Source organism: Bacillus sp. C28GYM-DRY-1, assembly GCF_030519405.1.
Taxonomy (GTDB): domain Bacteria; phylum Bacillota; class Bacilli; order Bacillales; family Bacillaceae; genus Bacillus; species Bacillus spizizenii_A.
In genome coordinates this window covers 21,848-37,279 of sequence record NZ_JAUMKF010000012.1, presented here as the reverse complement: position 1 = coordinate 37,279, position 15,432 = coordinate 21,848, and the positions used below count along the sequence as shown (strand labels likewise).

General features: G+C 49.9%; 3 protein-coding genes. All 3 read right to left on the bottom strand.

The genetic code is table 11. From position 1 onward, the window contains the following. Positions 1 to 52: 52 nt before the first annotated feature. Genes srfAD through srfAB form a run of 3 tightly spaced genes read right to left on the bottom strand, consistent with a single transcriptional unit; the run spans position 53 to position 15,425 of the window. The gene (gene srfAD, locus Q3W56_RS12945) at positions 53 to 781 is read right to left on the bottom strand and encodes a surfactin biosynthesis thioesterase SrfAD (protein ID WP_268401536.1); all 729 of its coding nucleotides are present in this window, start codon (positions 779 to 781) and stop codon (positions 53 to 55) included. A 28-nt stretch (positions 782 to 809) separates the two neighbouring features. After that, complete coding sequence (gene srfAC, locus Q3W56_RS12940) at positions 810 to 4,637, bottom strand: surfactin non-ribosomal peptide synthetase SrfAC (RefSeq protein ID WP_302895760.1); 3,828 nt, start codon at positions 4,635 to 4,637, stop codon at positions 810 to 812. A gap of 36 nt (positions 4,638 to 4,673) precedes the next feature. Continuing rightward, entirely contained in the window at positions 4,674 to 15,425 is a 10,752-nt protein-coding gene (srfAB, locus tag Q3W56_RS12930) for a surfactin non-ribosomal peptide synthetase SrfAB (RefSeq protein WP_483298528.1), read from the bottom strand. Positions 15,426 to 15,432 lie beyond the last annotated feature (7 nt).

Here is a 15,432-nt window from a genome sequence, read left to right as displayed (position 1 = left end):
AATTTTACATTTAATACAAAAAAGCGGAACAGCATACGCTGTCCGCTTTCGATCACAATTGATAGATCGGATGCTGATTCAAGATCGCAAAAATCCGTTCTGCCACTTCTTCCGTATGTGACAGCAGAAACATGTGCCCGCCGTCAAATTTATGAAACGTGATGTCTTTCGCCCATTTCTCCCAGCCTTCCGCATCCCGAATACATTTTTCATCACGAAGTCCATTAAAGACATGGACAGGTGATTGAATCGGGGCTACATCGTGAAGCTCAAAATGCTCAAGAGCCCGGTAATCTGATCGGAAGGAAGGCAGGAAAAAGGACATGACTTCCTTGTTTTCCACAAGCTCCGCGGGCATCCCGCCTAACTTGATAATATGATCAAGGAACTGATCATCAGGCAGATGGGACACTTTCTTCCGCTGAATATGCGGCGGCTGTATCGCAGAAATGATAACCGCCTGCGGAAAGATGCCTTCACGCTCCAGCTTTTGCGCCAGCCTAAATGTGATCATTCCGCCCATGCTGTGTCCAAACAGCACAAACGGCCGATCAGGGCGAAGGTTCAATTCTTGCTTGTACAAATCGGTCAGCTCTTCGAGATCCTCAATGGCTGACGTTTGATTTGTGCCGTGTCCTGGCGGCTCAGCAGCGAGCATCTCACACTCCCCTTGCAAAAAAGCATGGAGAGGGCGAAATGATGCCGAGTAGCCGCCGGCAAATGGAAAACAGATGAGCTGCGTTTTTTCCGACGCATCAAATGATTTGAAGAGTTGGCTCATTGGCCGTCTCCTCCTTTCATCATTTCATTTAAGAAACCGTTACAGTTTGTGTATTAAGAAAATCGAGCAAAATTCCGGCATTCCTGTCTAGCGTTTCACCCTGCAGCATTTCAGCGTGTGTTCCGAAGCCTTTTTTCACACGGTAAGTACCTGTTGTTGCCCCTTCCCACGACGCAAGCCATTCCGGCATGTCAAAATCAACGCCAGATGTCAGGACATCAATATCCGCTTTCACCTGGCCTGTGCTGATCAGGTTGACATAGTAAGAGTAGAAAGCGTGTGTTTTTTGCTTAAGTCCTTGTTTGACTGCTTCGCTGTTGAGCGCTTCATTGTCACGGTTGACATTCATCAATGCTTCAACATCACTCTCAACCGTGCGTCCGTCCAGATCACTGACACCTTGTTTTTTATAGGAATCCACCATGATGATCCGCTGAACAATGCGCCCTTGTTCCTCAAGCCTTTTGGCAGCTTCAAACGCCAGGCTGCACCCCGCTGAATACCCGAACAGTGTCAAAGGCCCTTCAGGCTGAAGCTTCTGAATCAGATCCGCATAGCGGTCAAGCCGGTTTTCCTCCTCGATGAAATCAAAGGCGCACAGCTTGTATGACGGCAGGCGGCTGGCCAGGTTTTGGTACATAAGGCCATAGCCCAGGACCGGCGGGAATGCGAAAATGATCTGGTCCTGATCGGAATTCATTATCGTTACTTCTTGCAATCCATCTGAGCCCCCGTTTTTCAAATACACTGAAATGCCGGCGATCGTCGGCGCTTCAAATAAAAGCTTAACCGGGAGATCAATCCCGAGCTCTTTTTTGATACGGGAAGCGGCAGTCATTGCTTTTAAGGAATGCCCGCCGAGTGCAAAGAAATCATCATGAATGCCGACTTGCTCTCTGCCGAGAATCTCAGACCAAATTTGTGCGATTGTTTCTTCCGTCTCATCTCGCGGCCCGATCCATTCCTCCGCCAGCTGATCCTGATCCGGTTTTGGCAGCAGCCGTTTATTGACCTTCCCGTTTGTCGTTAAAGGAAGCTCCTCCAAGAAAGTAAAGGTTTGCGGCACCATGTAAGCAGGGAGCTGTTTTTTCAGGTGCGCCTTCACGTCTTCAGCTGAAAGCTGAGTCCGATTCACGAGGTAGGCGTTGATTGATGCATCGCCAGACTCATGGCGATCTGCCACAACGACCGCATCTTTCACACCTGGATGTTCCTGCAGCTGCTTTTCAATTTCTTCAAGCTCAATCCGGTGTCCGCGTATTTTGACCTGGTCGTCAATCCGGCCAGCGTATTCAATCGTTCCATCCGGCAGCCAGCGTGCTAAGTCCCCTGTGCGGTAAAGCGTTTCTCCCGGTTTGAACGGGTTGGTGATAAACTTTTGCTTCGTCAGGTCATGACGGTTGACATACCCTTTAGATACGCCCATTCCGCTGATGCACAGTTCACCGACCGCCCCGAATGGCTGTAGCTGGTTTTGCTCGTTGAGAATATAAACACTGGCATTGCTGATCGGCTTTCCAATTGGCAATGAGGAGATGGAATCCGGTATATCATGCACGACATGAGCTGTCGCAAACACCGTTCCTTCAGTAGGCCCGTAGCAGTTAATCAGCTTGCCCGGCCCCATGATTCGCAGCGCTTTTCTGACGTGAGGCACTGACGCGCGCTCCCCGCCAAATAACACGCAGCGAAGCCCCCTCATCCAATCCTCTCCCGCATCTATGAGAAGATTGAATAGTGCAGTTGTCGCAAACATGACATTGACATTCTCCTGCTGGATCAAATCTGTGAGCCGTTCTGTATCAAGCAGTGTATGTTCATCTGCAATAATGAGCCGTGCCGCATTCAGCATTGAAGCATAGAGATCAAAGGTAAATGCGTCAAAGGCGTAATTCGAAACAGATAAGAACGTATCTTTTTCAGAAAATGCCATGTAATCTACATGCTTGACCAATCCTTGAATATTGGCATGAGTGGTAATATTGCCCTTCGGCTTACCAGTTGTGCCGGACGTATACATGATATATGCCGGATCATCGGGTTCAATCGCGATTGCTGGGTCGCTTTTCTGTTCCGCAAACCGTGTTTGATCATCGATGAAGAGCATTGTTCCTGTATACGGCAGCTGAGCCGCTTTTTCTTTCATCTTATGATGTGTCAGCAGACAGTCTGCCGCACTGTCAGTCAGCATATATGAGATTCGGTCCTCAGGCAGCTTTGGGTCAATCGGCAGATAAGCCGCTCCTGCTTTTAATACGCCGAGAATGCCGATCACCAGTTCAAGCGAACGCTTCGTGTACAAAGCTACTACGGAGCCTTTGCCCGCGCCTTGCTTTTGCAATCGGCGTGCAAGGCGGTTCGCTTCATCATCTAATTCGCGATAGGAAAGAGTCTGGCCGGAATACGTAAGCGCCGGTGCATCCGGATTGACACTCACCGCTTCCTTGAACCAATCCGTCAGAGGCTTTGCTTCATGAGTTTGCGCCGGCGGGTTTAAGCCGGAAAGCAGCAACGCTCTCTCCTTGTCGTCAACGAGATTGATTGTACTGACAGGCTGATCCGGCTTTTCGATGAGCTGCTGAATCGCTGTGAGAAGCTGAGATTTCAAGCGCAGGATAAACGCCTCATCAAACACATTCTCATTATAGGCAAGCTTAATCAGCATCTCATCTCCCGGGGAAGCCATGAGGTTGAGGTCATAATTCGACTTTTCAAAAACATGTACATCCTCCATATCAAAGCCGTTTTCACTGTTATCTTCATTTTTTGCATCCTGTAGCGGATAATTTTCGAAGACAATGATGTGGTCAATCAATTTTGGCTGATCGGCCTGAGTTTGGATGTCATAGAGCGGCACATATTGATGCGGCTCAGACTGAAGCGATTGCTCCTGCAGCTGCTTGAGCAAACCGTTAAATGTGATATCCTCAGACAGTTTCACACGTCTCGGGACAACGTTGATAAACAGCCCGACCATATGTTCAACGCCTTTGATTTCCGCGGGACGCCCGGAAACGACTGTGCCGAAAGCCAAATCGCCAGACTGCTGATAGCGGCTGATCAATACGCTCCACACTGCCTGCAGGGCCGTACTTAAAGTGGTATGCTGCGATTTTGCCAGCTCGGTAAAGGCCTTTGTTTCCGCCTCCGGCAGTGAGAAGAGCAGTTCTTTCGGCTCATAGCCGTCCGTTTGTTTCTTTCTTAGCTCCGCAAACGTCGTCTGTCCTTCAAAATCCTCTAAGTACTCGCGCCAGTAATGCAGTGATGCTTGTTTATCCTGCTTTTCAAGCCACTTGATATAGTCTTTATACGGTTTAACAGGCGGCAGGCTGTACGGCTTTTGTTCGCGCAGGGCATTGTATACCTTGAACAGATCCTGCACGACGATACCGAAGCACCAGCCGTCTAAAATGATGTGGTGGTAGCTCCACACCCATTCAAAGCTTTCTTCAGATTTTTTGAAAATGGCTGCGCGCATTGGGATATCCCGCGTTAAGTCAAAGCCCTTGATCTTATCCTGTTCCTTGTATTCATTGATTTTGGCTATTTGCTCGCTGTCCGTTAAGTGCGTCAGGTCGATTTCTTCTATATGAAACTCGCGTTTTTTCAATACAACTTGGACAGGCCTTTTTACTTTTTCGTGAATGAACACGGTACGAAATACATCGTACCGGTCCATGATCACATTCATGCTTTCTTCAAGGCATTTGGTATTCAAGCTGCCTTTTACTTTCATCGTGATTTGTTCAATGTAAAAGCTCTGGCCGGGATTCAGGATGGTATGAAACAGCATCCCTTCCTGCATCGGCGATAGGTAATACATATCTTGAACCTGATCCTTGCTAAATTGACTCATATGCTTCGCTCCCGCCTTCTGTAATTCCCTTGCATTTTATTTTAAATTCTCCTCAAGCATGTCAAAGATATCGCCCATCTCGTCCATTCCAAGGTCTTCAGCACTGAAGTCGCTTGGTGTGAACTCCTTGTCCTCTTTTTCCGTGCAATGGCGGATCAGCATCAGGAGATTTTCTTTAAACCGTTCCATTTGCTCCTCGACTGTAGCTCTTTCAAATTCCTTCTCATTATAGGAGCAAGAAAGCACAAACCGGCCGTTTCTAATCATGCCGCTGAAGCTTAAAGCATACAGTGCTTCTGATTCTTCGCTTACTTGGCGCCCCATATCGAAAGCGGACGGCTCAAAGAAGTCGGTTTTTACTTCACTGTCGAATTGGCCTAAATAGTTGAAGCTGATCTCTGGCGTGAAGCCCTTTGTTTCCGCAGTTTTTGTGAGATAACGGAGAATGCCGTAGCCAACTCCTTTATCCGGAATGCGGCGCAGATTTTCTTTGACTGTTTTGATCACGGTTGAGGCATCTGCTTCAGACATGTCGAGCACAACAGGATATTGTGCTGTAAACCAGCCGATCGTTCTGGAGATATTGACATTCGGGATGATGTCCTCCCGTCCGTGCCCCTCCAGGTTAATGCCAATTTTGGCATCGTCTGTCCATTCTTTCATCGTTAAACCGAGCGCGCTGAGAAGAATATCATTGATTTCGGTTCCATATGGCTGATGAACATCCGTTAAGAGATGTTTGGTGTCCTCTTCCGTTAATTCAAATATGACGGATGATGTATGCTTGACGATCCGCTGCTCTGTTTCGTAGTCCTTCGGCAAAGGAGAAACCGGTTCAGCCTCGATTTGCGACCAGTATTCAGCCTGCTGTAAAAGATGCGCTGATTGGCTGAATGCCGCCAGTTCTTCCGCCCAATCCTTGAAGGAATTTGTTTTTTGCGGGAAGACAACGCTCCCTTCTTTCTCAGCCTGCACGTAGCCTGAAGCAAAATCTTCAAGCAAAATCCGCCATGAGACACCGTCGACCACGAGATGGTGTACAGCGATGAGCAGGTGATCGCCAGCTTCCGTACGGTATTGCTCCGCCTTTAAAAGCGGTCCGTTTTGCAGATCGAGACTGCTTTGCAGCCTGTCCGCGAGAAGCTTGATCTGGCTTTTCAGCACCTCTTCATCAGTGCCGTACAGATCAACGATTTCGAAGCTGGCCTTGCTTTCGCCGATTGGTTTATACGCTTGAATGATCTCTCCGTCTTCCTCACGGTAAACCATGCGGAGTGCGTCATGATGTTCGATCAGCGCCTGCAATGTTTTCTCCACCCGTTCAGGATCAAAGCCCTTCGCGGCGTGAAGCATCACTGATTGGTTCCAGTGGTGCTTGTTCGTGAAATTCTTTTCAAAGAACCAGCGCTGAATCGGCGTCAGAATGACCTCGCCCTCCACTGGGCCTTGGTCTGCCTGTTTGCCTTCGGCACGCTCCACGTATTGGGTCAGCTCTTCGATCGTCGGGTGCTGGAAGAGATCTTTCATTTCCAGCTTCCAGCCGTGCTGGTTCAAGCGGCTCGCCATCTGGATTCCTTTGATGGAATCTCCGCCGAGCGAGAAGAAATTGTCACTGACACCGACTTCAGAAATACCGAGCACGTCCTGCCAAATGCCGGCAAGCAGCTCTTCCATGTCGGTGGACGGCGCTTTGTATTCTCCGCTCCCCGCTTCGATGTCCGGCTCAGGCAAGGCTTTACGGTCAACCTTTCCGTTTGCCGTAACCGGAAGTTCGTCCAGCGTCACCCAGAACGCCGGGATCATATAGTCCGGCAGAGTTTCTTTCAATGAAGACTTTAACGCTTCTATGTCAGCTGTTTCCGGTGTGACATACGCCGCGATTGCTGTTTGACCGCCTTTATCTTTGACAGCTGTCACCGCCGCATCCTGCACCTCAGAAAGCTGGGCGAGCTGCACTTCGATTTCCGAGAGCTCGATCCGATAACCGCGAACCTTGACCTGCTGGTCAATCCGGCCGATGTATTCGATGCCGCCGTTCACCCACTTCACCAAATCGCCGGTGCGGTACATGCGTTCACCCGGCACAAACGGATCAGCGACAAACCGCTTCGCGGTTTCGTCTTCTTTATTCAGATAGCCTCGCGCCAGTCCGCGTCCCGCCACGCAAAGCTCTCCGGCCACGCCTTCCGGCTGAACCTGATTGCCCTCGCCGAGAATGTATACTCTCGTATTGGCGATCGCCCGCCCGATGGAAAGCGAGCCTTCCTCCGGATTGATTTCTGTGCTTGTCGCAACGACCGTATTTTCAGTCGGCCCGTAGTTGTTGACGAGCCTGTATGGCTGTTTCACGGCACGCTTCAGCTTGTCTCCGCCTGTCAGCAATACGCGGAGTGACGTGTTCTCTAGCTCCATAAACTGTTCCGCCAGCTGCGTCGGCAGGAAGGTGATCGTCACCCCGTTCGTTTCGAAATAATCATTCAAGCGGATGATATCAAGGCGGATCGCTTCATCAATGACGTGAAGCTCGGCACCGATCGTCCAGGTCGGGAACATCTCCCAAATGGAAGCGTCGAATCCGAAGCCCGCGTACTTCGCACTGCGGTCCTCCGCTTTCATATTGAACGCGTCGTGATGCCAGAAACACAGGTTCACAAGCGCATGGTGCTCAACCATGACACCCTTCGGCTGTCCGGTTGTCCCAGACGTGTAAATCATATAAGCAAGGTGATCCGCGGTAGTGTCAGTCTGCGGATTTTCCTCATCATTTTCATCAAGCGGCAAACTCAGGATTGTGCGGTTGCCGTCGAGAAGAATGACCTCGCCCGTATAGCTGTCCGGCACTGCGATGCCTTCCTGTTTCAAGAGAAGTCTCGCACCGCTGTCCTGTAGGATATAGTCAATCCGCTGTTCCGGATAGTCAGGATCAATCGGCACAAACGCCGCTCCCGCCTTTAAGACGCCGAGCACCGCGGCAGCCATTTCCAGCGATGGCTTCGTGAGAATGCCGATGCGTTCATCCGCGCTGATGCCGCAGTCGATCAGAATCCGGGCAAGACGGTTCGCCTTCGCGTTCAGCTCGCCGTACGTCCATGACTGGCCGTTGTATGTAACAGCCGGGCGGTCTTTGTAGCGCTGAGCTGTTTCTTCAAATAGCTGATGAACGGTTTTGTCTGTCGGCACAGGCAGCGTTTTGCCCTTCCATGCCTCCAGAAGCGCTTGTTTTTCTGGTTCAGTGACGAGTGACAGGCTGGAAAGCGGCTGGTTCGGATGTTCCGCGACAGCTTTTAGTAAACGCAGAACGTATTCGCTCCATTTTTCAGCCGTTTCTTTTGAGAACAAATCAGTCGCATATTCGAGTTGCAGACCGATGCCGTTTTCATCAGTGAATCCACCCAGTGTCAGGTCAAACTTAGACGTTCCCTGATGGGACTCGTAAGGTGAAATACTTAGATTCTGCAATGTAAGCTGTTCTTTATCAGGGTTTTCTGTCGTCACCATGACGTTAAACAATGGATTTCGGCTCATATCCCGAGGGAGATCAAGCTGATTGATTAAGTCCTCAAACGGATATTCCTGATGCTCCAGCGCTGACAAGTTTGTCTCCTTCGCTTGCTTCAGCAGCTCTGCAAATGTTTGCTGTTCTCCCGCTTCCATTCTTAAGGCAAGCGTATTGACGAACATTCCCGGCATGTCTTGGACATCAGCATTCATCCGACCGGCAGTGACGGAGCCGATGACGATATCCCGCTGCCCGGATATTTTGCTTAAAAAGACGTGGAAAACAGCGTGAAGCACCATGTGCAAGGTCGTTCCAGTTTCTGCGAGCAGTTTTTCTACCGCCTTAGCCGTCTCGCTTCCCGTACGGAAACGGATCGTGTCCCCTTTAAAGCTTTGCACAGGCGGACGGGCGTAATCGAGCGGAAGATCAAGTTCCGGCAGCTCGCCTGAAAGAACCGAGAGCCAGTACGCCTCATGCTCCTTCATCCGTTCCTTTTGCTCAGCTTCATTTTGCCAAACGGCGAAATCTTTATAATGAAGCGCCGGCTCTGGAAGCTGCTCTCCTTTGTAAAGCAGCGCCAATTCTTTGACAAAAATACCTCTTGATACCCCGTCTGCAATGATGTGATGCATATCTAAAAGCAACAAATGTTTTTTCGCTTCTATTCGAAGCAATGCTGCGCGAATGAGCGGTGCATCGTTTAAGTCGAATGGACGGATAAAGTCCTTGATCTTTTGTTCCGCTTCATCCTCTTTCGCTTCAAACACATGAAGATCAATCGCCGCCTCCTCAATAATGCGCTGAACAGGCTCACCGTTTGCTTCCATAAATGATGTACGCAATGACTCGTGGCGGTTCACAAGCTGATTGAGTGAGTCGCGCAGACGTGAAAGATCAAGCTCGCCTTCCATCAGAAGAACAGATGGCATATTGTAGCTGATCGTCTGCCGGTCAAGCTGATTCAGTACGTACATCCGTTTCTGCGCAGATGACAGTGGGTACATATCCTGTTTGTCAGCCGGTTTGAGCACGTGATGGCCGCCTGAAACCGCCGATGCCTCCATGTAAGCCGCAAGCTGGCGAACAGTCGGCTGCTCAAACAGCGCTTTAAGCGGTACGGTTTTCTCCAATTCAGCCTGAATATTGGCAATGAGCATCATCCCTTTTAGTGAATGGCCGCCTAAATCGAAGAAATTGTCGTCGATGCCGATCGCTTCTATGCCAAGCGTCTTCTGCCAAATGCGACATAGGCTCTCCTCAAGCGCTGTCTCCGGTGCGGCTGAGGCCCTGCTTCCGGATTGTTCCACGTGTGGCTTCGGCAATGCGTTTCTGTCGGTTTTCCCGTTTGCCGTCAGCGGAATAGCGTCAACCTGCACAAAGAAAGCAGGAATCATATGAGACGGCAGTGTTTGTGAAAGCTGGCTGCGGAGCTCTGCTTTTTCAATGGCTTGATCCGCCGTATAATACGCGCAAAGCTCTTGAAGCCCGCCCTCGGAAACTGCTAGCACAACCGCTTCTTGAATTCCGCTGAGACTGAGCATGACCGTCTCAATTTCTTTCGGCTCAATGCGATAGCCGCGGATTTTCACCTGATCATCGGCCCGGCCGATAAATTCAAGCGTACCGTCAGAAAGTCTCCGTACAACATCTCCGGTTTTGTACATAAGGCTGCCCGGTGAATATGGATTTTCAACAAATCTCTCAGCTGTCAGCTGAGGCCTGTTGAGATATCCTCTCGCAAGCCCCTGTCCCGTGATATAAAGCTGGCCACTCGCGCCCGGAGGCACAAGCTTTAACGCCTCATTTAAGACAAGCGCACCGGCATTCGCAATTGGCTGCCCGATTGTCGGGCGTTGCGCGAATGCATCCGGCTCAGACAGATTTACCCGTCCGGCAATGGCGCCGATTGTTGCTTCAGTCGGGCCGTAGTGATTGATAAATTCGGTATGTCCATACACCTTGTGGTAGGTGAAAACATCAGCCGGGATGATTTTTTCTCCACCCAAGACAATCAAGCGCAAGGATTCAAAGTTTGGCTCATTTGTAAAGCTGGACGTATTCACCATCGTATGGAACAGCGACGGTGTCAGTTTGATATATGTGATTCCGTGTTCCTTGATATAAAGCCCCATTTCATCTGGCGCCGTATAGGTTTCCTTCGGCACGATGTGGAGCTCACCCCCTGCCAGAAGTACAGGGAACATGCTCGTATAGCCTAGGTCGAATGCATAAGATGAAAGCAATACAGTCTTGTCGGTTTCCGTCAGGCTCGCCTCTTCACTAAACCAAGAAACATAGTTTGTCAGATTGCGATGCTCGATTTGCACACCCTTCGGCTTCCCGGTCGTACCAGACGTATAAATGACGTATGCAAGATTGCGAGATCCGGAGATCGGAGAGAGGTGCTCCTTACTCTCATTTCTCCATTTAGCATCATCAAGGTTGATGATTGCCCCTTCAAATTGCCCAATGGCCGTCATGTTTCTTTCGTTTACGACCGCTATTCTCGCTCCGCTGTCCTCTAATGAATAGCGGATGCGTTCCTCAGGCGTATCAGGATCAATCGGCAGGAAAGCCGCCCCCGCTTTCATGACACCGAGAATCGATACCATAACCTCAGCTGACCGATCCATGACAATTGCGACGATGTCTTCACTTCCTGCCCCTTGCGCACGAAGATGATGCGCCAGCTGATTCGCCTGTTCATCAAGCTCGCGATAGGTCAGCAGATTTCCTCCAGACCTCACCGCAGAATGATCAGGTGTTTGCTGGGCCTGTTTTTCGAAAAGAGCTGCAAAGGTCGCTTCAGTCATCTGAGTCATATGTCTTTCTTCAAGCAAAGCAGCCGTTTCTGTAGGTGAAAGCAGGTCTACATCAGACAGCCGAACGTTCGGATTAGCTGCGGCCGCTTTGATGATATTGACAAAGTGGCTGCTCCAGCGGCGGATCGTCTCGTCCTTGAACAGGGCAGTCGCATAGTCAAAGCTTAGGCCGATATCCTCTTCTCGCTCGACCGCTTCCAAGGAAAGATCAAATTTCGCCACGTGATGGAGCATGGAGTATGAAGAAATCTTCAAGTCTCCTAATCTCAATGATGGAATCTCCATGTTCTGCATGTTGAACATCACGCTGAACAGCGGACTTCGGCTTGTATCCCTTGTAAGCGGAAGCTTTTCAATCAGTTCCTCAAGCGGATAACTCTGATGCTTGAATGCTTGAAGGCTTGCTGTTTTGACTTCTTCAAGGAATTGCGCAAACGTTTTATCTCCCGCAGGCGCCGATCTTAGTGCGACCGTGTTGACAAACATCCCCGGTACATCTTGCAGATCAGGGTGTGTTCTTCCCGCAGTCGGCGATCCGACAATGATATCGTCCTGTGACGCGTACTTAGAAAGGAGTACATTGAACGCCGCCAGTAAAAACATATACATTGTCGTATCCGTTTCTGCCAAGAGTGACTTGATTTGAGCCGTCATCTGTTTATCAAGCCCAAACATCACGCGCTCTCCAGCAAAGCTCCGTTCAGCAGGCCGCTCAAAATCCGTCGGAAGATCAAGAATCGGCAGCTCACCTTTAAAGGTATCAAGCCAATACGCTTCATCCTTTTGAAGATCAGCATGTTCTTTATGCCAAACAGCGTAATCTTTATAGTGAATTTGCGGCTGCTCAAGATCAGCCCCTTGATACATTTTGGCGAGATCACCGATCAGAATGCCTGTTGAACTGCCGTCAGTAATGATATGGTGCATGTCAATCAGCAGCAGGTGGCGTTCTTCTTCAAGCTGGACAAGCTTCGAACGGACGAGCGGCGCGCGGTTTAATTCAAACGGCTGAATGAACGCTTTGATCATTTCCTCCGCGTCTTCTTCCCGTCCCTTGGCAGCCTCCAGCTGGAACGATACGTTTTTATGAACAGTTTGTGCAACTTCTCCGTCGATCATGTCAAACGATGTACGAAGGATTTCGTGCCGGTTGATTAATTGCTGAATCGCCTTTTCCAGCCGTTCTTTATCTATTTCTCCCTCCAGCAAAAGTACAGCGGGGACATTGTAGCTTGTGTTTTCTTGTCCAAGCTGATTGAGGATATACATTCTCCGCTGGGCCGGGGATACAGGATAATGCTGCTGATAAGGTGCTTGCTTGATCGGTTCAAACGTCTGCTCCTCCTTGCTATCGTTCTCGTCCAAATACAGCGCCAGTTCTTGAATAGTCGGCTTTTCAAAAAGCACTTTAATCGGCACTTCCTTATGAAAATGCTCTTGAATTTTCGCCGTCATCATCATCGCTTTCAAAGAATGGCCGCCGATCATAAAGAAGTTATCGGTAACGCCCGCTTTGACGCCGAGTACCCCTTCCCAGATCTCCGCTAATTTCTTTTCACTCTCTGTCTCTGGCGCTGCGTACTCCTGCTGCACGGCTTCTGATTGAGGCGCAGGCAGTTCTTTTTTGTTGATTTTACCGTTCGGCGTGAGCGGCAGGCTGTCCATCTGAATCAAATGGGCAGGAACCATATAATCCGGCAAAGATTCAGACAGCGTTTTTCTCAGCCCGCTGACAGACACTTTACGATCCGCCGTAAAGTACGCGCAAATTTCATTTTCATCTGCTTTGTTCTTGCGGATGATCACTGCAGCCTCTGTTACATGCTCTGCCATGTTCAGTTTTGTTTCAATTTCGCCAAGCTCAATTCGGAAGCCCCGCACCTTCACTTGATTGTCGATTCTACCTAAAAATTCGATATTGCCGTCCGGCAGCCATCTCGCCAAGTCGCCAGTGCGATAAATCCTTTCACCCGGTCTGAACGGATCTTCAAAAAATTGCTTCTCCGTCAGATCAGGAAGATTGACATATCCTCGCGCTACACCGATTCCGCCGACGCACAGCTCGCCGGGCACGCCAATTGGCTGCAGGCGCTGCTGCTCATCCATGATGTAGGCAGTCGAATTTCCGATAGGCTTCCCGATTGGAATAGAGTAGCTATACTCACGGTCGATCAAAAAACTTGTTGAAAATGTCGTGTTTTCTGTCGGGCCGTATCCGTTCCACAACGAAAGCGACGGCGATGCCTGTTTTACTTTGCTGACAATATGCGGCACGAGTGCGTCTCCGCCGATGATTACATGGCGCAGTGTGCCGAACATGCCGGCATCCTTTGCAGCAAGCTGGTTGAATAATGGTGATGTCAGCCACATGGTTGTGATTCTCTGCTCACGCAGGAATGCCGCAAATTGTTTCGCATCAAGCAGCGTCTCTTTTTTGACTGGATAAAGCGCTGCGCCATTCAGCAGTGCGCCGAATACCTCAAAAGTGCCGGCATCAAAGCTGACAGCGCCCGTTTGCGCCATGCGGTCCTCTTCATGAATCGGAACGTATCCTGCATTTTTAACGAGGCGCAAAATGCTTTTATGTTCGATCATGACGCCTTTCGGTTTACCCGTTGAGCCAGAAGTATACATGATGTATGCCAAATCAGACGGTGCGGATGGCAGATTGAGATTGTCAGCCGCTTCACTCTCTTCAAAACCGCTGTCCAGTGTAAGTACCGGCACTTGCAGCTGATGCGCCTGCTCTGTATAAGACTTTCCGGACAAGACCATCCGAATCGAGCTGTCCTCCGCCATGAAACGAAGACGGTCTTCAGGAAGCGCGGGATCAAGCGGCACATAGGCGGCGCCTGCTTTTAACACAGCCAGCATGCCGACAACGGTGTCTGCAGAGCGATCGTTCATAATCGCAGCTGTTTCCCCTTTTTGAAGACCTAGTTCGACAAGCTTTCTCGCCAGACGGTTTGCCGCTGTATTCAGCTGACGGTATGTCAGCTCAGCCCCTTCATACACGACAGCAGTGCTTGCCGGTGTTCGCTGCGCTTGCTCTTCAAACACTTGATGAACGGCCACGCCTTCAGGAAGTTCGGCTTTCGTCTGGTTAAACACCTCAACAATTTGCCGCTGCTCTTCGCCTCCCACAAGCCCGTACTCACGCACAACAGCGTCCGGCTGAGCGACAGCCGCCTCCATCATGCGGGTAAGGTGCTCCGCTGCCCGTTCGATAAAATCGGAATCAAAGGCGGCTCCGTTATATTTGATTTTGACAGTCCACGTTTTGCCTGGATACACAATCAGATTGAAATCGAAGCTCGTTTGCTCAAATGCGCTTTCTACCTTGATAGAAAATCCGAGCCGGTCTTCCATGCTGCCGTTTTCAAGCTCTTGATCAAGCGGATAATTTTCAAACGCGACCAGATGGTTCAGGAGATTGCCATCAAGGGCTGAGCGCTTTTGAATCTCATAGAGCGGTATGTAATCATAGCGCTCCGCCTCGACTGCATGCTGCTGAACAGCTGAGAAAATATCAGCGAAAGCAGCATCTCGATCGACTTTTACCCGAACCGGGATGGTGTTGATAAACAGCCCCGCCATCGTTTCAATCCCGTTGATTTCAGACGGCCGGCCTGATACGACCGTGCCGAAGACAACGTCATTCGCAAAGTTGTATTTGCTGAGAACAATGCCCCAAACGGCCTGAAACAGGTTTGGCCCTGTCACTTGATGGCGGTTTGCGGTTTGTTGAATGCGGGCAACCAGTTTTTCGTCCCATGTAAATGAATATTCTTTGTTAACGTATTCGTCTTTTTTCTCAGGCAGGCGGCCCGGGAGCACGCTCGGCTGTTCAAAACCCGCCAAGCGTTCGCTCCAGTAGCTCTCCGCTTCTTCACTGTCCTGTTTTCCAAGCCACTTGATGTAGTCGGAATAAGGCTTTCCCTGACCGTTTGCCGGTGTTCGGCCTGCTCTAAGCGCTTCGTAGTTTTGGAACAGGCTTTTCATGAGCACGCCCATGCTCCAGCCGTCCATCATAATATGATGATTGCTCCAGACAAGATACAGCTGATCTGCATCTAGACGGAAAACCGCCACCTTGAACAATATGTCTTTTGCCAGGTTAAAGCCTTGGCGTTGCACATCTTGTTTATACCGCTCAATGTACTCTTTCTGGCGGTTTTGGTCCGCATGACTGATATCTTCATAGTGCACCTTTGTTTTGCGTTCCGCTAGCACGACCTGACGCGGTTTTTGCAGCTGCTGGTGCACAAATACCGTACGGAGAATATCGTATGACCGAATCAGTTCATTGACGCTTTTCTCAAAGATTTCAAGATCAAATGTACCGTGAATCCCAAGCTCTAATTGTGTGAAGTACGAGGAAGAATGCGGATCAAGCATCGCATGATACAGCATTCCCTCCTGCATCGGTGTCAGTGCGTACACCTTTTGAATCGATTTTTTGCTCATATGCCAC

Excerpts from the sequence above, each read along its gene's own strand:
- srfAB (WP_483298528.1), bottom strand. The coding sequence starts at position 15,425 with ATGAGCAAAAAATCGATTCAAAAGGTGTACGCACTGACACCGATGCAG.
- srfAD (WP_268401536.1), bottom strand. The coding sequence starts at position 781 with ATGAGCCAACTCTTCAAATCATTTGATGCGTCGGAAAAAACGCAGCTC.
- srfAC (WP_302895760.1), bottom strand. The coding sequence starts at position 4,637 with ATGAGTCAATTTAGCAAGGATCAGGTTCAAGATATGTATTACCTATCG.